23 protein-coding genes are annotated in these 21,288 nt (G+C 74.4%); 12 read left to right on the top strand and 11 right to left on the bottom strand.

The features are described from left to right. The first annotated feature begins 331 nt into the window (after positions 1–331). From ACFRAV_RS10550 to ACFRAV_RS10540, 3 genes are read left to right on the top strand one after another with little or no spacing between them, the layout of a single operon-like run. A complete protein-coding gene (locus ACFRAV_RS10550) occupies positions 332–2,167 on the top strand; it encodes a glycosyltransferase (protein WP_382553545.1) in 1,836 nt (611 codons plus the stop codon). Further along, positions 2,164–2,559 carry a hypothetical protein gene (locus ACFRAV_RS10545; protein ID WP_382553542.1) on the top strand — a complete coding sequence of 132 codons (396 nt, stop codon included), beginning with the start codon at positions 2,164–2,166 and terminating at the stop codon, positions 2,557–2,559. Before ACFRAV_RS10550 ends, ACFRAV_RS10545 begins: the two co-directional genes overlap by 4 nt. Before the next feature lie 29 nt (positions 2,560–2,588). Continuing rightward, entirely contained in the window at positions 2,589–3,890 is a 1,302-nt protein-coding gene (locus ACFRAV_RS10540) for a glycoside hydrolase family 26 protein (protein WP_382553541.1), read from the top strand. 18 nt (positions 3,891–3,908) lie between these two features. Here the strand turns inward: ACFRAV_RS10540 and ACFRAV_RS10535 are convergent, their stop codons facing one another. From ACFRAV_RS10535 to ACFRAV_RS10525, 3 genes are read right to left on the bottom strand one after another with little or no spacing between them, the layout of a single operon-like run. Then, on the bottom strand, positions 3,909–4,664 hold the full coding sequence (locus ACFRAV_RS10535) for a polysaccharide deacetylase family protein (RefSeq protein ID WP_382553666.1): 756 nt from the start codon (positions 4,662–4,664) through the stop codon (positions 3,909–3,911). Between the two features lie 56 nt (positions 4,665–4,720). Beyond that, on the bottom strand, positions 4,721–6,115 hold the full coding sequence (locus ACFRAV_RS10530) for a glycosyltransferase (protein ID WP_382553538.1): 1,395 nt from the start codon (positions 6,113–6,115) through the stop codon (positions 4,721–4,723). Positions 6,116–6,166: 51 nt separating this feature from the next. Beyond that, positions 6,167–7,255 (bottom strand): GNAT family N-acetyltransferase, encoded by a 1,089-nt coding sequence (locus tag ACFRAV_RS10525; protein WP_382553536.1) that lies wholly within the window; start codon positions 7,253–7,255, stop codon positions 6,167–6,169. Positions 7,256–7,611: 356 nt separating this feature from the next. Between ACFRAV_RS10525 and ACFRAV_RS10520 the strand changes: the two genes are divergently transcribed. After that, the gene (locus ACFRAV_RS10520) at positions 7,612–8,277 is read left to right on the top strand and encodes a DUF1707 domain-containing protein (protein WP_382553534.1); all 666 of its coding nucleotides are present in this window, start codon (positions 7,612–7,614) and stop codon (positions 8,275–8,277) included. A 160-nt stretch (positions 8,278–8,437) separates the two neighbouring features. Here the strand turns inward: ACFRAV_RS10520 and ACFRAV_RS10515 are convergent, their stop codons facing one another. After that, positions 8,438–9,394 (bottom strand): SMP-30/gluconolactonase/LRE family protein, encoded by a 957-nt coding sequence (locus ACFRAV_RS10515; RefSeq protein ID WP_382553531.1) that lies wholly within the window; start codon positions 9,392–9,394, stop codon positions 8,438–8,440. A 109-nt stretch (positions 9,395–9,503) separates the two neighbouring features. On the opposite strand from ACFRAV_RS10515, the gene ACFRAV_RS10510 reads away from it, so the two are divergent. Further along, complete coding sequence (locus ACFRAV_RS10510; RefSeq protein ID WP_382553529.1) at positions 9,504–9,956, top strand: Lrp/AsnC family transcriptional regulator; 453 nt, start codon at positions 9,504–9,506, stop codon at positions 9,954–9,956. 33 nt (positions 9,957–9,989) lie between these two features. Here ACFRAV_RS10510 and pyrF read toward each other — a convergent pair whose 3' ends face one another. After that, a complete protein-coding gene (pyrF, locus tag ACFRAV_RS10505; RefSeq protein ID WP_382553526.1) occupies positions 9,990–10,676 on the bottom strand; it encodes an orotidine-5'-phosphate decarboxylase in 687 nt (228 codons plus the stop codon). A 57-nt stretch (positions 10,677–10,733) separates the two neighbouring features. On the opposite strand from pyrF, the gene ACFRAV_RS10500 reads away from it, so the two are divergent. Further along, positions 10,734–11,120 (top strand): S24/S26 family peptidase, encoded by a 387-nt coding sequence (locus ACFRAV_RS10500; protein WP_382553524.1) that lies wholly within the window; start codon positions 10,734–10,736, stop codon positions 11,118–11,120. Here ACFRAV_RS10500 and ACFRAV_RS10495 read toward each other — a convergent pair. Next, positions 11,101–11,979, bottom strand: a complete 879-nt coding sequence (locus ACFRAV_RS10495) for a fructosamine kinase family protein (protein WP_382553521.1) — start codon at positions 11,977–11,979, stop codon at positions 11,101–11,103. The two genes, ACFRAV_RS10500 and ACFRAV_RS10495, sit on opposite strands and share 20 nt — an antisense overlap. A 251-nt stretch (positions 11,980–12,230) precedes the next feature. Between ACFRAV_RS10495 and ACFRAV_RS10490 the strand changes: the two genes are divergently transcribed. From ACFRAV_RS10490 to ACFRAV_RS10470, 5 genes are all read left to right on the top strand, one after another. Then, positions 12,231–12,704: a carboxymuconolactone decarboxylase family protein gene (locus ACFRAV_RS10490; protein ID WP_382553519.1), complete on the top strand. Its 474-nt coding sequence runs from the start codon at positions 12,231–12,233 to the stop codon at positions 12,702–12,704. A gap of 35 nt (positions 12,705–12,739) precedes the next feature. Next, on the top strand, positions 12,740–13,663 hold the full coding sequence (locus ACFRAV_RS10485; RefSeq protein WP_382553517.1) for an RNA polymerase sigma-70 factor: 924 nt from the start codon (positions 12,740–12,742) through the stop codon (positions 13,661–13,663). Between the two features lie 91 nt (positions 13,664–13,754). Next, positions 13,755–14,396 carry a nucleotidyltransferase domain-containing protein gene (locus ACFRAV_RS10480; protein ID WP_382553516.1) on the top strand — a complete coding sequence of 214 codons (642 nt, stop codon included), beginning with the start codon at positions 13,755–13,757 and terminating at the stop codon, positions 14,394–14,396. Positions 14,397–14,538: 142 nt separating this feature from the next. Then, positions 14,539–15,150: a helix-turn-helix domain-containing protein gene (locus ACFRAV_RS10475; RefSeq protein ID WP_382553513.1), complete on the top strand. Its 612-nt coding sequence runs from the start codon at positions 14,539–14,541 to the stop codon at positions 15,148–15,150. Next, positions 15,147–16,445, top strand: coding sequence for an MFS transporter (locus ACFRAV_RS10470; RefSeq protein WP_382553511.1), 1,299 nt, complete (start codon positions 15,147–15,149; stop codon positions 16,443–16,445). Before ACFRAV_RS10475 ends, ACFRAV_RS10470 begins: the two co-directional genes overlap by 4 nt. Positions 16,446–16,476: 31 nt before the next feature. Here the strand turns inward: ACFRAV_RS10470 and ACFRAV_RS10465 are convergent, their stop codons facing one another. From ACFRAV_RS10465 to ACFRAV_RS10455, 3 genes are all read right to left on the bottom strand, one after another. Continuing rightward, on the bottom strand, positions 16,477–17,235 hold the full coding sequence (locus ACFRAV_RS10465; protein WP_382553508.1) for a hypothetical protein: 759 nt from the start codon (positions 17,233–17,235) through the stop codon (positions 16,477–16,479). After that, positions 17,232–17,438: a hypothetical protein gene (locus tag ACFRAV_RS10460; protein WP_382553505.1), complete on the bottom strand. Its 207-nt coding sequence runs from the start codon at positions 17,436–17,438 to the stop codon at positions 17,232–17,234. Before ACFRAV_RS10460 ends, ACFRAV_RS10465 begins: the two co-directional genes overlap by 4 nt. Positions 17,439–17,549: 111 nt before the next feature. Beyond that, the gene (locus ACFRAV_RS10455) at positions 17,550–18,329 is read right to left on the bottom strand and encodes a GNAT family N-acetyltransferase (protein ID WP_382553664.1); all 780 of its coding nucleotides are present in this window, start codon (positions 18,327–18,329) and stop codon (positions 17,550–17,552) included. A gap of 333 nt (positions 18,330–18,662) precedes the next feature. Between ACFRAV_RS10455 and ACFRAV_RS10450 the strand changes: the two genes are divergently transcribed. After that, positions 18,663–19,589 carry a hypothetical protein gene (locus ACFRAV_RS10450; protein ID WP_382553502.1) on the top strand — a complete coding sequence of 309 codons (927 nt, stop codon included), beginning with the start codon at positions 18,663–18,665 and terminating at the stop codon, positions 19,587–19,589. An 82-nt stretch (positions 19,590–19,671) separates the two neighbouring features. Here the strand turns inward: ACFRAV_RS10450 and ACFRAV_RS10445 are convergent, their stop codons facing one another. After that, positions 19,672–20,490, bottom strand: coding sequence for a DUF2785 domain-containing protein (locus ACFRAV_RS10445; protein ID WP_382553499.1), 819 nt, complete (start codon positions 20,488–20,490; stop codon positions 19,672–19,674). Between the two features lie 55 nt (positions 20,491–20,545). Continuing rightward, positions 20,546–21,286: an SDR family NAD(P)-dependent oxidoreductase gene (locus ACFRAV_RS10440; protein WP_382553497.1), complete on the bottom strand. Its 741-nt coding sequence runs from the start codon at positions 21,284–21,286 to the stop codon at positions 20,546–20,548. Positions 21,287–21,288 lie beyond the last annotated feature (2 nt).

The following is a 21,288-nucleotide window of genomic DNA, read 5'->3' as shown; positions in this document are numbered from 1 at the left end:
ACTGCCGTCACCGGCCCGGACCGACGCAACCGGGCGGGACGGAACACCGGCGAGGCCGACCAGCGGGAGCCGGCCACCGGAACGGAGCGGAACGGCCCGGCCCGGCCTGGGCGGGGCACCGGAACCGCGCCCGGCCATGGCCGCGCCGACCAGCACGACCAGCACGACCAGCACCACGCCGACAGAAGCCGCACCGACGACAGCCGCCGGGGGGACCGTGCGACCGACAGTGACAACGGGCCGGACAGCCGTGCCGGGCCCCGAGGACGACAGACGTGACAGAGGCAGCGGCCCGGCAGGCGCCGGGGGCCCCAAGAGGGCCGCTAGCCCGGTGGAGGCCGCCGCGTCCGACGGCACGGACCCCCGCGCCCCCGAGGCCGCCCCCCGGGGCCCCTCCGGCGGTCCCGGCCCGCGCTCCACCGCGCGCCGCCGGTGGAGCGCCGTGTGGCCCGCCGGCCCCCTGGCCGCCGCGCTCGCACTGTGGGTGTACGCCGTGCGGGCCACCGACGTGACGGCACTGGACGACTTCGGCCTGGTCACCGCCGTGCACCCGGCCTACTGGGCGGGGCTCGCGGTGCTGGCCGCCGGGTTCTGGTTCACCGTCCGCCGCCCCGACCGCGCCGACGGCTGGTGCCTGGCGTACGTGCTCGGCCTGCTGGTCGTGCAGCGCGCCACCCAGGCCCTCGTCTACCCGACCCCGCTCTACGCCTGGGCGTGGAAGCACGACGCCGTCGTCGGTCACCTGCTCACCGAGGGCGGCCTGCGGACCGGCGCCGAACTCGGCGACATGGCCGTGTACGACCAGTGGCCCGGCTTCTTCGCCGCCCAGGCCGCCGCGGTCCGCCTGGCCGGCGTGGAGAACACGCTCACCCTGATGAGCTGGTGGCCGCTGGTCTCCAGCGTCCTCGTACTGGCCCCGCTGGTGCTGATCTACCGCACGTTCACCCAGGACCGGCGGCTGATCTGGACCGGCGTCTGGCTCTTCTGCGTCGGCAACTGGGTCGGCCAGGACTACTTCTCGCCGCAGTCCCTCGCCCTCACCCTGCACCTCACGGTGATCGCCCTGGTGCTGCGCCGGTTCCCCGGGGCGCGGCAGCGCGGCCCCCGGCAGGCCGTGTGGACCACGGTGCTGATCACCGTCATGGTCCCCGTGGTGCTCTCCCACCAGCTCACGCCGGTGGTCCTGATCCTTTCGCTCGGCGTGCTCGCGCTCACCCGCCGGCACCGCGACTGGGTACCGTTCCTGGCCGCCGTCGCCCTCTTCGCCGCCTGGAACCTCACCGCCTCGCTGCCCTTCCTCTCCGCCGCACTGCCCGAGATGCTCGCCTCCGTCGGCGACATCGGCGCCAACGTCGAGACCGGCTACGGCACCACCCCCACCGGGACCGGAGCCGTGACCGCCTCCTGGGCGGCACGCGGCCTGTCCGGCACGGTGCTGCTGCTGGCGCTCCTCGGGGCGCTGCGCCGACGCGAACTGAGCCGTCACGCACGGCCGTTGCTGCTGCTCGCTGGCGTCCCGCCGCTGCTGATCGCCGCCAACGGCTACGGCAGCGAGATGATCTTCCGGGTGCTGATGTTCATGCTGCCCGGCGCCGTGCTCTTCGCTGCCGCCGCGCTGCTGCCCAGGACCGGCGTCCCGGGCGAGGTGATGCCGCGCCCGGCACCCGCGCGGTTCCTCTGGCTGCCACTGCCGGTGGTGCTGGCCGCCACCCTCGCCTTCGTGCCGAGCTACGCGGGCAAGGACCGGCTGAGCTACTTCCCGCCCGCCGAGGCCGCTCTGGTCGGCGACCTCGTCGAGAGCGCCCCCGACGGCTCCCTGGTCGCCGCCGCGAACCGCAACTACCCGTCCGCGTACGGGGATTACTGGCGGCTCGACCACTACTGGTTCCTGGAGGAGGACCGGGAGAAGGTCGAGCGGATCCTCGCGCGGCCCGCCCGCACGCTCGCCCTCGACATGAAGGACGTCGCCGAACCCGGCCGGGCCTACCTCCTGCTCACCCAGGGACAGCGGGCCGACGCCGAGATGAACGGCCGGCTCACCGAGGCCGAGTGGCGGCGCGTCGAGAAGTCCGTGGCCGCCTCCCCGTACTTCCGGCGGGTGGCGCACAACCGGGCCGGCGCCGTGTACGAGCTGGACGTCCGGGCTGTCGAGGAGGACGCCCGATGACCGCGCGGGAACTGCTGACGCGGATGCTTCCGCCCTTCGCGGGCTGGCTGGCCGTCGGCGCGCTCGCCCTGCCCGACGGCTCCCCGGCACGTGTCGCCGCCGTGGCGGTGTTCCTCGCGGCCGGCCCCGGCGCCGCACTGGTGCGCATCTGGTGGCCCGCGCTGCGCGTCCCGTCCGCCGTGGGGCCGGAGGACAGCTGGGACCCACGCTTCGCCGGCCGGTCCGGTCTGCTGGAGCGGTTGCTCCTGGTGCCGCTGGTGAGCCTCGCCGTCGTCACCGTCACGGCCACCACCCTGCTGGCCGCGCAGGCCTTCAGCGGGCGGCGCGTGCTGCTGCTGCTCACCGTGATGACCATGCTCGCCGCGTACTGCCCGAGGACGCGCCCGTCCTGACCCGAGGACGCCCGAGGAAGGCCGGTTCCGTGAGGTTCCCCCGTCGCCCCCGACCCCAGGCCGCCGACACCACCGCGGCCGACGCCGCCACCGCTGTGGACGACAACGCCCCGGCGGACGACGCCGTCCCCGCGGACCACAACGCTGCGGCGGACGACAACGCCCCGGCCGCGGGCGCGACCCCGGCTGCGGACACGACCGCGGGGGTGGGCGCCACCCCGGCCGCGGGGGCGGCGGGCGCCCGTGGCCCGCGTCACGCACGGCCGCGGTGGAGCGGCCCGCGCGGACGCCGTCGGTGGTCCGTCCTCGCCGTCGCCGCGGTCTGCGCCTCGCTGCTCACCACCCTGGCCGTCAGGGCCGGCGCCGACCGGCCCGACACCGGCCCGGAGTGCCGCGGGCCCGCCACCGGCCTCCTCGAGCCGCGCTGCGGCGCCTGGTTCGGCGCGTTCGTGCCGCACGAGAAGTCGAACCTGCGGGAGAAGGTCGAGGCGTACGAGCGGCGCATCGGCCGCCGCCTGGACATCGTGTACACGTACCACGACATGTCCGAGGTGACCTCCGGCCGCCTGGAGGGGCAGCTCCTCACCGAGCAGGAACGGCTCCTCGGCGAGGACCGCATGCTGCTGCTCTCCTGGGAGAGCAAGGTGTGGGGCGGCACCAAGGCGGAGCAGCCCCGGTGGGCGGACATCGCCGCCGGGACGTACGACGCCGAGGTGATCGACGTGCAGGCGCGCCGGATCAAGGAGTACGGCGAGGGCGGCGACGGGCGGAAGGTGTTCCTCTCCTTCGACCTGGAGATGGACACCCGGGTCCCGGAGAACGGCACCGCCGGGGAGTTCGTCGCCGCGTGGCGTCATATCCACGACCGCTTCCGGCAGTTGGGCGTGGACAACGTCGTCTGGACGTGGATCACCACGGGGTACCCGGGGCACCACGACCTGATCGAGAAGCTCTACCCGGGCGACGACTACGTCGACTGGATCGGCTACAACCAGTACAACTACTTCACCTGCCACGACACGCGGTGGATGTCCTTCGCGGAGACGCAGAGGTCGGTGCACCGCTGGATCCGCACCCATCTGTCCGACGAGAAGCCGCTGATGCTCTCCGAGTTCGGCTCCGCCTACGACACGCAGAGGCCGTCACGGCAGGCGGACTGGTACCGCGAGGTGCCGGACGTCCTCAGGGAACTGGACGGGGTGAAGGCCGCGCTCCAGTGGAACTCGCGTGACCCCGGACCGCACTGCGACCTCTCCCTGGCCGACCAGGACGCCTGGGACGCGATGCGGCGGCTGGCCTCGGACCCCTACCTCCACCAGCCGGCGCGGTGACGTCGCTCCCGGCGCCGGTCACCCGGCGAACTCGGGCCCCCGCACGGCAGCACGGGCCCGGCGGTACCAACGCCAGCCGACGGTGAGCACCCCGTCCCGGTACGGCGCGACCCGGGCGCCCTCCCCGCGCATCCACGCCTCGACGTCGGCGGCGGTGTGGCTCCGCCGCACGATGAGCCGCGCCACGCGGTACCGCTCGTCCCGCTGCGAACTCAACGCGTGGCGGACCGCGGCCGCCGTCTCGTAGCCGCTGCGCGCCGCCGCCCGGCGGACGGCCCGGCTGTTGTAGCCGTGGGGGTAGGCGAGGTGGCGGACCGGGTGCCCCAGCGTGTCCTCCAACACCTGCTTGGAGTCGCGCAGTTCGCGCTCCAGGGCGTCGCGGCCCAGGGTGTCCAGCTGGGCGTGGGTCACCGTGTGGCCGCCCACCTCCAGGCCCGCCTGCTCCAGCAGCGGAGCCTCCTTCAGCCGCATCATCGGCGCGGGCGGCAGCAGGCTGCGGCCGGACGGGGTGATCGCCCCCGTGGTGAGGTACGCGGTGCCCGGCAGGCTCCGCGCGGCCAGCGCCGCCGCCGTCGGGCCGGGCAGGTCGGCGAAGCCGTCGTCGAAGGTGAGGACCACCGGCCGCGGCGGCAGCGGCGCGCGCCCCGCCAGATGGTCGGCGAGCGCGCTCACCGTCACGGGGGTCCGGCCGCTGTCCACGACGGCGTGCAGGTGCGCCGCGAACTGCTCTGGGGAGACGGTGAATTCGGCGATCCACCCGGGTGGGTCGTCCATCACCGCGTGGTAGAGCAGCACCGGGACGGCGTCCGTCCGCGGAGCCGGCGCCGGGCTCACCGGGCGGTCACCGCCCGCCGCAGCGCGCGGCGGGCCCGGACGTAACCCAGCGGCCCGTACAGCATGCCCCGGCGCTGAAGCCGGGAGAGCCGCCCGGGCCAGGGATGGTCGCGCCCGTCGTGCCCGCCCGGCGCGGCACCGGCCCTCTCCGTGCCGCCGCCGCCCTCCCTGTCCCCGCGGCCCGGTCCCCAGCCGTCCGAGCCGCCGCCCTCCGTGCCGCCGCCCGTGTCGCGGGCGGCGGTGAGCTGCCGGGCGTACGCGAGGCCGGCGGGTAGCCGGCGCAGCAGCGCGGGCAGGAGAGCGGGGCGGCGGACCAGTACCGCCGTGAGGTAGGCGGTCAGCCCGGCGCCGTAGCCGAACGCCTGGTTCTCCAGGTCGCGCCAGGTCTCCCGGTGGTGGTGCCAGACCAGCGCCCGTGGCACGTACCGCAACCGGTGGCCCTCGGCGAGCACCCGCACGAAGGCGTACAGGTCGTCGCCGCCCTTCGCCCGCGTGCCGGTACCGGTCGCCGGGTCGAAGCCGCCGACGGCGCGCAGCACGGTGGTGCGGAACGCCATGGCCGCACCAGAGCCGAACCTCCCCGCGGTGAACGGGAACAAGGGCTCGTCGGCGGGCGGGTCGGCCGGGTCGTACACGCGTGGCGTGAACCCCTTCGCGAAGCCGCCGTTGCTCTCCAGCAGCACTTGGGCCGGGGTGCGCAGCCGGGCGGGGAGGATCAGCCCCGTCGTGCAGCCGAGTGCGGAGTCGGCGGAGAACGGGGCGGTCAGCTCCGTCAGCCAGCGCGGGTCGGCGACCACGTCGTCGTCGGTGAACGCCACCACGTCGCCCGAGGCCGCGGCCAGACCGGCGTTGTGCGCCCGGGCCAGACCCGGCACGGGTTCGCGTACGTACCGCACGCGCTCCTTGTACCTCCCCTCGACCAATTCCCGGGTGGCCGCGGTGACGGGCGCGTTGTCCACCACGACGACGTCGAAGTCCGGGTGGTCCTGCGCGAGCAGCGAGTCCACCGCCCTGGCCAGCTGCTCCGCCCGCTCCCGCGTGGCGACGACCACGGTGGTGCGGGGCGGCCGGCCCGGCGGGAGACCGTTCTCCGGCGGAGGTGACTCCTCCGGCGGCGGTGACGGCAGCCGTCGCGCGGCCTCGGCGACCACGTCCCGCGGGTCGGCGCCCTCCGCCACCGTCACCAGCAGTGTTCCCACCGGCACGCCGCCGTGCCGGACCAGGGCGAACACCTCCCCGGGGCCGGGCGGCGGGCTGCCCGGGCCGGGGCGGAGCAGCGGCGGAGCGGCCCCGTCGCCGGTCTCCGCCTCCGCACCCAGTTCCAGCTCCACCACCTGGACGGGGCGGACGGCCAGGAATCTGTCGATCTCCCGCTGGGTCGTACGGGTCACGCGCGTCCCCCTTGTCGTCGCTCCTCGCTGCGGCCGCCTGAGCGCGAGCCGTCAGCCCCGCAGCCTTCCGACCGTCCTCAGGCTCCGCGCGGCCAGCGCCTGCAGCCGGGGACGCCGCCGCACGAAGCCGTGTGCCCGGCGGGCCGGTTCGTGCCCCAGCCAGTGCAGCGCCGCCCCCACCCCGGGCCGGATCACGGTCCCCTCGTGGACCGTCGACTCACCCGTCCTCAGCGCGTCCTTGTACTCGGCGGCCCCCCGCCCCATGTCCAGCAGCCCGATGCCCGCCCCGGCGGCCGCCTCGGCCATCCGCAGGTGCAGGATCAGGCCCGGGGAGTACTTCGCCAACTCCGGTTCGTACGCCGGGAACCAGCACGCCAGCACCGTCGAGGACCGCAGCCCGAAGTGCGCGGCCACCGGCCGGTCGGCGGCGTAGAGCACCGACAGCACACCCCCGCACTCCCGCGCCCGGGTCGCGGCCAGTGTCCGCACCAGGCGGGTGATCCATTCCTGCGCGAACCGGTCCCGCCGCCCGGTCCGGCGGTACTGCGCCGACTTCCACGCCATCAGCGTCCGCAGCGCCCGCGGGTCCCGTTCGTCGAAGACGAACCGCAGATCCCCGATCTGCCGGCCCAGGCGGCGCTCCTTGGCCAGGGTGGTCCGCAGGAACTTGGGAGACCGGCCCCGCAGCACCTCCAGATAGGCCGGGTAGCCCTCCCCGACATCAATGACAAAGGAGGGGTAGGAGGCGGTGACGTGGTCCGAGAACGGCGTCCGGCCGTCCTCCAGGTTGTCGAAGGTGAAACTGTTCAGCGAGCAGGCGCGCAACAACTCGTCGGCGCCCAGGGCGGTTCCGGGCCGTAGCACGGCCCCCTGGAGGTCCGAGACCCCGAGCCCCAGCGCCCGTCCGCTGCTCCACGGACTGCGTTCGAAGGGCAGGAACCCGACGATTTCCCCGCCGTCTCCGCCTCCGCCGTCCCTCTCCTCGACCACCGCCACCCGGGCCTGGGGCCTGACCTGCCCCAGGGCGACGGCGAACTCCGGCTCCATGAAGGGATTTCTGATCGCACCCGACGTGGCCCGCAGCTCACGCCAGGTCTCGGTCTCCTCCGCCCCGAGCTGTCCGGGCCTCAGTACACGCACACGTCGTCCACCGCTCACGATGACCCCCCGGTCGAAGCCCCCACGGCCTCCGGACCCCCCGGCCCGTGGACACCGCGAGGATCGTACAGCGGCCGGGGACCTCCCGGTAGATACCGTCGCAGGACGTGACCAAGCGAGGAGAAGCGCGCAACAGGCGCATTGCGCCACCACCGGGACGGTACGGACGGCATGGGCGGAAGTGGCTGCGGTGATCACGGGATCGGCCCGGCCCGGCCGCGGTCGACCGGGGCCGCCCCGGTGACCCCCGGCCCTGTCGCGCTATAGCGTTGGCCTTCCGGTCGCGGCGTTGTGCGTCTCGCGACGGAGGCCCTTTCTGACAGGAGCAGGACGCGATCATGTCGGGTGAGATGTCCCCCACCGGAAAGCCCCTTGGAGCCGGCTCGTCACCCGAGCTGCGCGCCTCCCACGCGGACCGGGACCGGGTGGTGGACGTGCTGCGCGTCGCGGCGGGGGACGGGCTGCTGACGGCGGAGGAACTGGACGAGCGACTGGAGATCGCCCTCTCCGCCCGGACCCTCGGCGACCTGGCCCCGCTCACCGCCGACCTGCCCCCCGTGCCGACCGCGGCCGGCGCCGCGGTGGGGGAGGAGGCCAAGGACCTCGTCCGGATCAAGCAGGTGCACAGCGGCGCGATCTCGCGGACGGGTCGCTGGGTGGTGCCGCGCCGGATGGAACTCGAGGTGACCTTCTGCCACCTGACCCTCGACTTCACCGACGCGGTGATCACCCACGACCGTCTGTCCGTCGAGGTGAAGATGATGGGCAAGACCCTGACCCTGATCACCAGGCCGGGGGTCGAGGTCGACACCGACGGAATGCGGCTGGCCCACTGCCGAGTCGTACACCGCCAGGACCCGGCCGGTGCGCGCGTGCCGACCGTCCTGCGCGTGGAGCTGGTCGGGGAGAAGACCCACGGCCGGATCGTGGTGCGGCCGGCACGCCGTACCTTGGGCCAGTGGCTGCTGCGCAGGCCGGCGTCCCGCCGCCCCGCAGACGTCTGAGCCGCCGGACCCGGACCCGGACCCGGACCCGGACCTGGACCCGGGCCCGGACCTGGACCCGGGCTTGGGGCGCCGACGCTCCGGGCCCGGACCGGAGGGCGCCGGGTGGTCGCCCGGGCGCGAGGTGCCGGGCTGTCGCCCCCGACCCGTGGGTGCCGGACTATCGCCCCGACGCCGGCCAGGGCCGGCGCCCCGGGCCGGTGGGGTGGGTGCCCGTCACGGCCATGACCACCGAGTAGAGGCTGGTCTCCGCGGTGATGAACAGGCGGTTCCGCTTGGCCCCGCCCCAGGCGATGTTGGAGACCGCCTCGGGGACGACGAGCCGGCCGATCAGGGTGCCGTCCGGGTCGTAGCAGTGCACGCCGTCGTCCATCGCCGCGGCCCAGAGCCGGCCCTCGTCGTCGAAGCGGAGGTTGTCGAAACGGGCGCTCTCCCGGTCCTGGGCCTTGGCGAAGATCTGCCCCTCCGACAGCGAACCGTCGTCGCGGACGTCGAAGACCCGGATGCAGCCGGCGCCGGTGTCCGAGACGAACAACTGCCGCTCGTCGGCCGAGAACACCAGACCGTTCGGCGCGCCGAAGCAGTCGGCCACCAGCCGCACCTCCCCGCTGTCCGGGTCGACGCGGTAGACGTTGCGGGCGCCGATCTCGCTGTCCGCGCGGTGGCCCTCGTAGTCGCTCGTGATGCCGAAGTCGGGGTCGGAGAAGTAGACGGAGCCGTCGGACCGGACCGCCGCGTCGTTGGGACTGTTCAGACGCCGGCCCTGCCAACGGTCGGCCAGGACGGTGACCGTGCCGTCGTGCTCGGTCCGCGTCACCCGGCGGTTGCCCTGCTCGCAGGAGATCAACCGGCCCTCGCGGTCGAGGGTGTTGCCGTTGGCGTGCCCGGCGGGGCTGCGGAAGACGCCGACGGCGCCGGTCGCCTCGTCCCAGCGCAGCATGCGGTCGTTGGGGATGTCGCTCCAGATCACCTGCCGCCAGGCGGGCAGGTAGACCGGGCCCTCGGCCCAGCGGCAGCCGGTGTACAGGACCTCCAGGTCCGCGTCACCGTTCATGCACCGGCCGGTGCGGAACCGGTCGTCGAACATCTCGTACAGCGCGGGGCGCTCACTGGCCATGCTGGTCCTCCCCCTCCGGGCCACTCGGCCCGACCGAAGCATTTTCGGCTTGGTTCGATGATTGCAGGATCAGATATGGTGAGCACAAGAAGGTGTCGAATGGAGAGTTGTGGATCACATCGATCGGCAGCTGCTGGCGCAGCTCCAGCAGGACGCCACCCGGTCCTACGCGGCGCTGGGGGAGGCCGTCGGCCTCTCCGCCGGGGCGGCCCACGAGCGCGTGCGGAAGCTGCGGGAGCGAGGCGTCATCCGGCGCACCACCGTCGAGGTGGACCCGGCGGCGGTGGGCAGCGGGATCCTGGCCTACGTGATGGTCGACTCGACCTCCTGGATGGGTGATTCGACCGAGGCCTTCGCCGCGCTGCCCGAGGTCGTGGAGGCGCACGTCATCGCGGGCAGCGCGTCGGTGCTGCTGAAGGTCAGGACGGCCACCACCGAGGGGCTGCAGGACGTGCTGCGGCGGATCTACGCGATCGACGGGGTCAGCGGGACCCAGGCCACGGTGGTCCTGGAGACCTTCTTCGAGCGACCGGTGTCCCCGGCGGAACCCGGAGCGGTGTGAGGGGAGTTGCCGGTACGCCGGCTGCGGTGGCCGTCAGTGGGACCGGAGTCGGCGGAGGGCCGCCACCGGGTCAGCGGCTCGGGTGACGGCCCGCCCCACGACGACGTGGGAGGCGCCCGCGGCGAACGCGGCGGCCGGCGTGCCCGACCGGGCGTGGTCGCCGGGAGCGTCGCCGGGAACCGTCACTCCCGGCGTGACGATCAGCGCGTCGTCGGGCAACGACGCGCGCAGGGCCGCCACTTCACCTGCCGACGCGATCACCCCGTGGCATCCGGCCCGCTCGGCCAGGCGGGCCAGCCGGAGCACCTGGCCACCGGTCGGGCCCGCCACGCCGACGTCGGCGAGGTCGGCGTCGGTCATGCTGGTGACGACGGTCAGCGCCAGCACCCGCAGCCGCGGGAAGTCACGTGCCGCGTCTACGGCGGCGGCCATGATGCCCGCCCCTCCCATGCCGTGCACGGTCACCATGGAGACGCCCAGCCTTCCCGCGGCGCGGACCGCTCCGGCCACGGAGTGCGGGATCTCGAACAGCTTGAGGTCCAGGAACACGTCGTTGCCCCGCGCGACGAGCTCCCGCACGACATCGGGCCCCACGGTGGTGAGCAGCTCGAGCCCCACCTTGTAGAAGCGGCACTCGGCCCCGAGCGTGTCGACGACACGTCGTGCGTCCTCGCGGTTGTCGTGGTCCAGGGCGACGATGATCCGTCCGGCGGTCTCCATGCCCCCATGGTGAACAATTCGCTGGGCCGCGGTGGCGGAACCTGCCACGATCCTCGGATGGGTGCATTGGACGCCGTCGCGCAGAGGGTCGCAGGCGGGGCCACCGTGACGTTCCGGCCCAGCGGGGCCTCGATGACGCCGCTGATACGGAACCGTCAGCAGGTGGTCGTCGCACCGGTCGACCCGGCGAGGGTCGAGGTCGGGGACGTCGTCCTCGCCCGCGTCGCCGGGACGGTGTACCTCCACCTGGTGTCCTCCGTGGACCCCGCCAGGAAGCGGGTGCAGATCAGCAACAACCGCGGCCGCGTCAACGGCTGGACAAGCCACGACCGGGTCTTCGGCATCTGCGTGGCGGTCGACGGCGTCGCCAGGCCACGGACCGAGGGCAAGACCCGCGACCCGGCTCGCGACGCCGAACCGGACCTCAGTGGCGGAACGGCTTGATCAGGGCGCGGATCTGGTCCGCGGCGCCCCAGTCGTGGTCGAACATCGCGACGAGGGCCAGGGACTGCCGCAGCTGGATCAGCGGCATCCGGGCACGCCACCCGGCGTCCAGCCCGGTCAGCTCCGCGTACACGTCGAAGAACCGCGCGGCCTCCGGCGGATGCGGGGAGCACCACAGGTGCGCCAGGTCGACCTCGGCCCACGTGTAGGAGACGGCCGGGTCGATCAGCGCGGGGCGGCCGTCCCCGGTGGCGAGGACGTTCTGCGCCCAGAGGTCGCCGTGGGTCAGGCAGGCGGGCCGGGGCGGCAGCAACTCGGGCAGCCGCTCGCACAGCCGCTCCAGCGCCCGCCGGTCCTCCGGTCCCAGGGCCGCCTCGACGCGGCGCTCCGGCAGCCACCGCAGCAGCCGGCGCCGGGCGAAGAACTCGTAGCCGTCGTCGGTCCACGCGTTCTCCTGGCGGTAGCGCCCCAGCCAGTTGTCACGTTCCCAGCCGAACCGGTCGTGCACGGTCGAGGTGTGCAGCCGCGCCACCTCGTGGGCCAGCCGCTCCCAGAAGGCCTCGTCCCCGGCCGGGCGCTCACCCAGCGCGGACAGCACCAGCAGCTCACGGGTCGCCAGCACCACGTCAGGGGTGGCCAACGCGCCGCGCTCCCGCAGCGCGCCGAGTCCTTCGGCCTCCGCCGCGAACAGGTCGTCGGCCGGGATGTCCGCGAACGACTTCACGAAGAGCGGCGGGGCGCCCGGACGGACGGCGAGGCCGGCGACCGCGGCCATGCCGCCCTCCACCGGTTCCACGGAGGTGACGTCGGTCAGTCCGGCGTCGTGAAGGCGGTCGAGGAGGATCGAGGTGGTCTGCACGAGTGGGCAGGCTAGCGGCGGGCGCGGGGCGGCGCGAGAGGGTTTCCGCCCTGCGGACGGGGCCCGGCGCGGCAGTTGCGCGAGGGGCGCCGTCGTCCCCCTTCGCGTGGGCGGCCCGCGGACCGGCGGCCCCCCGCGGACATGGCGGCCCCCGCGGGCCTGGCGGCCACACCCCCGCCGTGTCACAGGGACGAGGGCCGTCTCGTCCCAGGGGATGAAGGAACGCAGCCGCCAGGACGAAGGAGCACACCATGGACGCACGGCTCAACTACTTCGCGAGCCCCACCGCCGGGAAGGCACTCAAGCAGTTCATGGCCGTGGGCAGGACCCTCAAGGAGTCGGCGCTGCCCGCGGCCACGCACGAGCTGGTGTCCCTGCGGGTCAGCCAGATCAACGGGTGCGCCGCCTGCGTCGACATGCACACCAAGGAGGCGGAGGCGGCGGGCGAGACGGCGCCGCGGCTGCACCTGGTGGCGGCCTGGCGGGAGGCGACCGTCTTCACCGAGGCCGAGCGGGCCGCCCTGGCACTCGCGGAACAGGGCACCCGGGTCGCCGACGCGGGTGAGGGGGTCAGCGACGAGGTCTGGGAGCGCGCCGCCCGCCACCACGACGAGGACCAGCTCGCCGCGCTGGTCCTGCTGGTCGCGTTCATGAACACGGCGAACCGGCTGAACATCATCGCCCGGCAGCCCGGCGGCGACTACCAGGCCGGTCAGTTCCACTGAGTGTCCCGTCCGCAGAACCCGCGAGGAGAGCGCCCGTGAACAAGGTCGAGGAGTTCGAGGAGCTGCGGCCCCTGCTGTTCTCGATCGCCTACCGGATCCTCGGCAGCGTGGGGGAGGCGGAGGACGCGGTCCAGGAGACCTGGCTCCGCTACGACGCCTCCGCCACCCGCCCCGACTCGGTCAAGGCGTACCTGTCCACCACGGTGACCCGGCTCGCCATCGACGTGCTGCGCTCGGCCCGGGTGCGCCGCGAGGAGTACGTGGGGCCGTGGCTGCCCGAGCCGCTGCTGAACGACCCCTACGAGGACCCGGAACGCGCGGCGGAGCTGTCCGACTCGGTGTCCATGGCCGCGTTGCTGCTCCTGGAGCGGCTCACCCCGCTGGAGCGGTCGGTGTTCGTGCTGCGGGAGGTGTTCGCGTTCGGGTTCGGCGAGATCGCCGAGGCGGTGGGCCGCTCGGAGGCGGCGTGCCGGCAACTGCTGGTGCGGGCGCGCCGGCACATGAACGAGGGACGGCCCCGCTTCGAGGCCGACCGCCGGGAACGGCAGGCGCTCGCTGCGCGGTTCTTCGAGGCCCTGTCCCAGGGAGACGTGGACGGGCTGCGGACCCTGCTCTCGGCAGACGTCCAGTCGGTCGGGGACGGCGGCGGCAAGGCGCCGCAGCTCGCCAGGGCCGTCGTCGGGGCGGACCGGGTGGCACGCCTCTTCGCCTCCGTGTACCCGCCGATGGCCGAGGCCGGGATCACCGGTGAGGAGCACGAGATCAACGGGCAGGCGGGCGCGGTCTTCCGGGACCGTGGCGGCAGGGTCCTGCACGCCCTCGTCCTCGACATCCTCGACGGGCGGATCCAGGCGATCCGCTGCGTGATCAACCCGGACAAGCTCCGCCACCTCGGCCCCGTCGCCGACGCGTGGGCCCTGCACCGGGAGGTGAAGCAGACCCTCGGGCGGCCCAGGTGAGCGGCCCGGATGAGCGGCCCCGGTGAGCGGGCCCGGTGCGGCGACGCCGCTTCCGGCGGGCCGCCTCCGGCTCCGCTGTCAGATTCCGACGGTGGAGGATCAGCTGCCCAGCGGTGGCGCCGAGTTGTCGCCCGACGAGATCGAGGCCCTGCACGCCAGGTGGTCGTCCTGCTGGACCCCCTGGGAGGTCGCGCGGCGGCTGGCCGGGATCGGCACGCCCTGGTGCGTGGCAGCCGGGTGGGCGCTGGACCTGTTCCGCGGCGAGCGGACGCGTGCGCACGGAGACATCGAGATCGCGATCCCGGCGGCCGGCTTCCCCGAGGTCCGACGCCGCTTCCCCGGCCACGTCTTCGACGCGGTGGGCGGCGGCCGCGTCTGGGAGGGCGCCCCGCCGGAGGCGCTGGCCGCCGTCCACCAGACGTGGCTTCGCGAACCAGCCACCGGCGACTACCTGCTCGACGTGTTCCGCGAACCGCACGACGGCGACACGTGGATCTACCGGCGCGACGAGCGGATCCGGCTTCCCTACGCCGACGTCGTCCGCCGCACCCCGGACGGCATCCCGTATCTGGCGCCCGAGCTGGTCCTGCTGTTCAAGGCCGGGCACACCCGCCCGAAGGACCAGGCCGACTTCGAGGCGACCGTCCCCCACCTGACCGCCACAGGGCGCGCGCACCTGGCCGCGCTGCTCGCCCGCGCACACCCGGAACACCCCTGGATCACCGCCCTGTAGCCCACGCACACCCGGCAGTTGACGGTCTGCCGACCCCGGTGACGGCGATCGCGGTGGCCGGTTCCTGCGCGTGGGCGGCGCATATCGGCCATCATGCAGAGAACCCTTTGCAGAGGACCCTCTGCAAGATAGCTTCGGCTGCATGAGCGACGACATGAGCGGCACCCCGCAGCCCGCCCCGGGCAAACCCGTGCGCCGCCTCGACGCGCGCAGCCTGCGCGGCCTGGCGCATCCCCTGCGGATGAGCATCCTCGAACTGCTGACCCTCGACGGTCCTGCCACCGGTACGGCCCTGGCGGCGCGGCTCGGGGAGAACACCGGCACCGTGAGCTGGCACCTGCGGCACCTCGCCGAGCACGGCTTCATCGAGGAGGAGACCGGCCGGGGCACCAAGCGGGAACGCTGGTGGAGGGTCGTGGACGAGACCAAGGTGCTGGAGACCGCCGAGTTCCGCGACGACCCCGCCACCCGGGGCGCGCTCTCCGTCTACCTGCACGAGGTGGTGCAGCAGTACTTCAACCGGGTCACCACCTACCTGAGCGAGAGCTGGGACGAGGAGTGGCAGGGGGCCGGCACCCTCTCCGACCGGCGGGACCTGCGGCTGACGGCGCAGCAACTCACGGCGATGAACGCCGAGTTGCTGGACGTGATCGCCCGCCACGCCCCCGCACCGGGCGAGCGGCCGGAGCCCGGCGCGCTGCCCGTCGTCGTGCAGCTCCAGTCGTTCCCGCGCAAAGAGCGGGGCACGGCGTGAGCCGGGCGGCAGGTCCCGGCCTGCTGCGGCGGCACCGCGACTTCCGTCTGCTGTGGTGCGGGGAGACGGCCGGCAAGTTCGGCTCGTCCGTCACCTCCGTGGCGATGCCCCTGGTGGCCGTCTCGACCCTGGAGGCCGGCGCCTTCGAGGTCGGGCTGCTCGGCGCCTCCGCCTGGCTGCCGTGGCTGGTCATCGGTCTGCCGGTCGGGGCGTGGGTCGACCGGATGCGGCGCAGGCCGGTCATGCTGACGGCCGCCGCGGTGTCCTTCCTGCTCTTCCTGGCGGTCCCGCTCGCGGCGTGGGCCGGCTTGCTGAGCGTCGGGCTGCTGATCGTCGTCGCGCTGCTGACCGGCACCGCCGCCGTCTTCTTCCAGACCGCCTACAGCGCCTACCTTCCCAGCATCCTCGCCCCGGAGGACCAGCCCGAGGGCAACGCGAAGCTGCACGGCAGCGCGTCCGCCGCACAGATCGCGGGGCTGGGCTCGGCCGGTCTGATCGGGCAGGTGGCGGGCGCGGTCAACGCGATGTTCGCCAACGCGGCGACCTTCCTCGTGTCGCTGCTGTGCCTGGCCGGCATCCGGCACCGCGAACCCCGCCCCGAGCCGGCCACCGCCCGGCCGAAGGCGCTGCTGCAGGAGGTCGGGGAAGGCCTGCGGCTGGTCGCGGGCGACCGGTGGCTCCGCAGTCTCACGCTCTTCGGCGCCACCTCCAACCTCGCCCTGATGGCCTACCAGACGATCCAGGTCGTCTTCCTGGTCGACACCGTGGGCCTGACGCCGGGAGCGGTCGGCGGACTCATCGCCGCCACCAGCGCGGGAGGCGTCGCGGGCGCGTTCGTCGCCCGCCGGATCGCCGCCCGGATCGGCACCGCCCGGGCGATGCTGGTCTTCGAACTGGGGCTCGCCGGACTCGTGTTGCTCGTCCCGGCCACCCACGCCGGAGCGGGGCTGGCGCTCTTCGTGGCGGGCGGCTTCTGCGTCTCGGCGGGTGTGGTGGCCGGGAACGTCGTCAAGGCGAGTTTCCAGCAGCGCTACTGCCCGCCCCGCCTCCTCGGCCGGCTCACCGCGAGCACCGCGTTCCTCAACTTCGGGACGCTGCCGGTGGGCGCCCTGCTCGGCGGCTGGCTGGGTACCGTCCTCGACCTGCGCACCGCCCTGTGGATTACCACGGCCGGTGTGCCGCTGGCCGCGCTCGTCCTGCTCTTCTCACCCGTCGGCCGCACCCGCGACCTGCCGACGACGCCCCGCCCGGAACCCGGGCCGGCGCCCCGCCCCCTGGAGCGGCAGGGAGGGTGAGGACACGCGCGGCGGTCGCGGCCCCGCGAGGTCACCGCCCCGGCCAGGAGTATCCGAGGGCCTCGGCGAACTCACGGGAACCGCCGCACACGTCGCCGGCCCGGCGCGGATCCTCGGCCGTCAGCAGGTCCTCCAGGCGCGGGACCTGGTCGGCCGGAGCCTCGTCGGTGACCGGGAGGGCGAGGCGGAACCGCAGCCAGGGACGGCCCTCCCGCAACGCGGACCGGCCCGGGTGGAACAGCAGGAGGGTGATCCGGTCGGGCTCCCGGTGCCAGGCGGAGACGCTTCCCAGTTCGCACGCGAACCGGCCGGGCCGGTCGGCGTGGCCCCGGAGCCGTTCCTCCAGGAGCCGGGCGACCGTCCGGGCCGGCCACTCCCAGCGGTGGTCCGCCGAGGCGCGGCGGATCTCCGCCTCGTACTGGTCGAGCGCGAAGCGGAGTTCGGGGAGGGTGAAGGAGGCGTCGTCCGGGTCGCGCCAGTCGCTCCGTACGACCTGCCCGCCTTCGCGCCGGACGGTGACGTACACGGCCCCGCAGCAGCCCTCCGAGCACTCCGCCTCCGCGATCCGGACCCGGCGCGGGGTGCCGGTCGCGAACAGCGGCGAGTCCGGCCCCAGCAGTCGGCCCGGGTCCTCCGCGGGGCCCTTGTCGAACACGCCGGCCAGGAGGTCCCGGCCGTCGACGACCGGCCGGCACTCCACGGCTCCCTGTGAGGTTCCGAGGGGCGGCACCGCGACATGGAGGGCCAGCCGGGCCGGTGCGAGGCCGGCGGTCGTGGGTGCGGTGCTCATCGGCGGCCCGACCTGATCCACCGCCACGCGAAGGCGCAGGTGACGAAGGGGGCGACCAGCAGGGAGAGCATCCACAGGCCCACGCTCGCCGGTGAGTACACGTAGTACTGCCACCGGGGCGGCAGCAGCGACGGCGCGACCAGGAGGAGGAACAGCACCACCCAGGTGAGCAGCACCACCGCCGCCGCCCGCACCACCGTCATCGCCGCCTCCTCGTCACCGACCCGGCGCCCGGGTTCTCCTGCCGAGGTCCGGCGACACCCTATGCGGCGGGCCCGGGGGCGCGGGCGGCGCCCCCGGGCCGGGTCGTGCCGTCAGAGGAGTTCGGCCTGCTCCGGGGTGGGCGGCAGGGAGAGGTACAGGCGGGTGCCCTGCGGGCGGAAGCCGGCCCGTTCGTAGACGCGGCGGGACCCCTCGCCCGAGTACTCCAGCCAGACGGATCCGGCGCCCCGGCCGAACATCGCCTTCGCCACCGCGGCGGTCACCGCGGCGGCGACACCGCGGCCGCGGAAGGCCGGGCGGGTGCCGACGCCGGACAGTTCGGCCGTGCCCTCCGCCGGCGCGGAGCAGGACGCCCCGCCGAGGACCCCGGCCCCGGGATCGCGGACGAAACGCACGGCGCCGCCGTTGAGTTCGGTGTTCCGCAGACGCTCCGCGCCCTCCTTCGAGGACCCGAACAGTCCGCCGAACGCCTCGGCCAGCGCGGCGTCGAGCTGCGCGAACTCCTCGTCGGTGGCGGGCGTCTCCACGCGCGGGGAGCCGGCGGCCGTGGGGAGGACCAGCGTGCCCGGCGTGCACACGAGGTACTCGTGCACCGCCTCGGTGCCGAACCCGGCGGCGCGCAGAGCGGGTTCGACGGCGGGTGCGGCCTGCGGCGCGAACTCCAGCCGGGGCAGCAGGCCGCGCTCCCGGAAGAGGCCGGTCAGCGACGCGACGTCGCTCCTGGTCGGTTCCGCGCCGGGCAGCGGGGTCGCGTAGTTGAGGTACGGGCTGTCCGTGCCGGGCATGAAGCCCGCGACGAAACCCCCGGTCTCGACGACCTCGGGACGGCGGCGGAGATTGGCTACGGCAAAACTCTGGACCTGGTTGTCCATGGTGGTGATCGACCTCACGAAGTCTCAGCTGGATCCGCGCCGACGACGAACCCGGTGACGGGCGACGAATTGAGGGCGCGGCGGAGTGGCGGTGCGCGAAGGCACCGATACGTGGGGCCGCCGTGGGAGACGGCGTGGCAGACCGAGACCGCGTGAAGCGGGTGCTCAGTGCCGACGGCGGCCGCTGAGGGGCGCCGCAACCATGGACTTCGTTCCTCACCGTGAGTGTGGCCCGCGTGATCGCGGACGACGTCCACCTTGGCACGCCGGCGGGCGGCGGGCAAGCCATATATCCAGGTGAGCGACCGGGGGGACCCGCATAGGGTGCCCGGCATGAGACGCACGGACCGCGTGGCCGACGACGGGACCTGGACCGGCCTGGCCCTGGAGGCGGAGGGCCGCCCGCGCCCCGGCCTGTGCCTGTTCGCCGGCGACGGGCGGATGCTGCTCACCCAGGAGACGCGGCCGGTCCTCCTCGCCGCGGTGAGCGGCGACCACTGCGAGGTCAGGTTCTGGCGCACCGACGCCTACCGTTCCGTCCTCCCGCCCTGGCGTGCCGACACCGCGCGCGACCTGGCCGGGCGGCCCGACCGCTGGGCGCACCGCTTCGCGGAAGGCCTGGCCGCGACGCCGGGCGGCCCGCTGCACGACGGGCGGTGGCTGCTGACGCCGCAGGGCCCGCCGCACTGGAACCGCGGGTCCCGCCCGCCGACGGAGTACTGGGGCGAGATGATCGTCGAGGGCCATCCCGACGGATCCGTCGACTGGTTCTCCTTCCACGGTGACTGGACCCTCCTGCCGCTGCGTCCGATGCCCGGCGAGGACGACGCCCGGGTCAAGGCGTACCGCAAGCAGGCCCGCGAGGGCGTCCTTCCGCCCGTCCTGCTGTGGTGGGTCAGCGGTCTGTACTGCCACGTCGTCCTCGACGGTCACGCCCGGCTCGCCGCCGCCCTCGCCGAGTCCGTCGATCCGCCGCTGCTGCACCTGGTGCGCACGGCCCCGGGGGACGAGGTGGTGGCGGGCACCCGCCGGGCCGTGGAGTGGTACGAGGCCGAACTGGCGCGGTTCGCCGCGCTCCGCGTCCGCCACGGTGACGTGGTCCCCGACGGAGCCGGGAGCGCGGGCCCGGTCCTGGCCCGTCGGCTGGAGGAGCTGCGCACGGCGACCCGCCCCACCTGGGCCTGGCCGCTGCCCGGCGGAACCGAGGGGTGGCGCCGCGTCGTCCGGGAGACGACGGGCGGCGCGTGGGACGGGAGTTGACCGCCCCCACCGTGCCTCGGCGGCCGGCCGTGAGGGACCGGTCCAGGCACGAGAGACGTCGAGGTGGGCCGGCCGCGCCGCGTCAGGCGAGCCAGTAGCAGGGGAGCCGGAGCAGGTCGACGACGCGCGCTGCCACGGCCGCCGCGTGCGGCGGCGCGTCCTCACCGGCGATGCCCCGGTTCAGGTGCAGGTGGAGCGACTGCAGCGTGGCGAAGGTGTTGAACGCCCAGACCGGCACCGGCCCGGGACCGCCGCCCTCCAAGGCGTCCGCCACCACGTCCAGCCAGCCGGTCGCCTCGTCGGCCCGCAGCCCGGGGGCCTGGAGGACACGGGTGAGCGCCCGGGCCAGCCGTGCGTCCTCCAACTGCTCGTAACGGTGGGCCGCCCCGGGGGCGGTCATCCGGCGGGCGCAGAGCTCGAGCAGGTCGGTGCGGCGACCGGGCAGCGCCTTCGCGAACGCGGCGGCCGCGTCCGCGCCGTGGGCCACCGCGTGCAGCCAGCCCAGGGTGTCGTCCCAGCCCCGGGTGTCCTCCTCCGCCGGGTACCAGGCGCTGAAGGCGGCGTACCAGCGCTCCGTGGCCGCCTCCGTCACCAGGCCGGGAACGGCGGCGGAACGGGTCAGCACGCAGCTCAGGAGCAGCGGCGCGAAGGCCCGCGCCTGTACCTCGGGGTGCGCGAACCGTTCGGCGGCGCGGTCGCCGAGCTCATCGAGGACGTCGTCGAGAACCCCTTCCCTGATCCAGCGCGCGGCCGCCGTGTAGGCGTGGTCGTCGCGGACCACCGGGTCGGGCGAGACCAGCATCGCCGACAGTTCCCCGGCGAGACGGGACGCCGGGACGGCCTCGGGCACGGGGAATCCGCCGGCCGTGATCGACGGCCAGTCGGTAAGGGCAGTGGTCATCGCCCCAGCCTGGCACAGCCGCCCGCGCCGGGTGAACGGTCACAGCAGCGGCGGCTCAGGTGAGGTTCAAACCGCCGTCGAGGACGATCACCTCACCGGTGAGGTACCTGCTGCCGATCACCGACGCGACCAGGTCGGCCACGTCCTCGGGCCCGGCAGGCCTGCGCATCGGCGAGCGCTCCCGCCACAGCTCGTGCGCCTGCGCCCAGTCCCTGGTCATCGGGGTGTCCACCAGCCCTGGCGCGACCGCGTTGACGCGCACCTGGGGGCCCAGCGCGGCCGCCAGCAGCCGGGTCACGTGGTTGAGCGCCGCCTTGCTCGCCGCGTACGGCACCGACGAACCCTTGGGGCGCACCCCGGCGTGACTGGTGATGTTGACGACGCTGCCGCCCGCGGAGGCCTCGCGCAGCGCCGGCAGGGCCTCCGTGCACAGCACCCACGGCGCGATCAGGTTGACCTCCATCAGCCGCCGCCAGTCCGCGGGCGACGCGGCGGCCAGGTCGTCGTGCGGGATCGGCCAGCTGATGCCCGCGTTGTTCACCAGCACGTCCAGCCGCCCGCACCGCGCGAGCGCCGTCGCGACCAGGCCCCGGGCCTCCTCCTCGACCTCCAGGTCGGCCCGCACGTACTCCCCGCCCAGCTCTGCCGCCAGCGCCCGCCCGGCCTGCGCGCTGCTCCGCGAGTGCACCACCACCCGCATCCCGTCGGCGGCCAGCCGCCGCGCGACGGCCTCCCCGATGCCCGAGGTGGACCCGGTGACCAGGGCGACCGGGCGGTCCGCTTCGTCGATGCTCATGC

Origin of the sequence: Streptomyces sp. NPDC056600 (genome assembly GCF_042792855.1) — a bacterium.
GTDB lineage: Bacteria > Actinomycetota > Actinomycetes > Streptomycetales > Streptomycetaceae > Streptomyces.
Note: the sequence above shows the minus strand (reverse complement) of the source record. Positions and strands in the feature narration are given on the sequence as shown.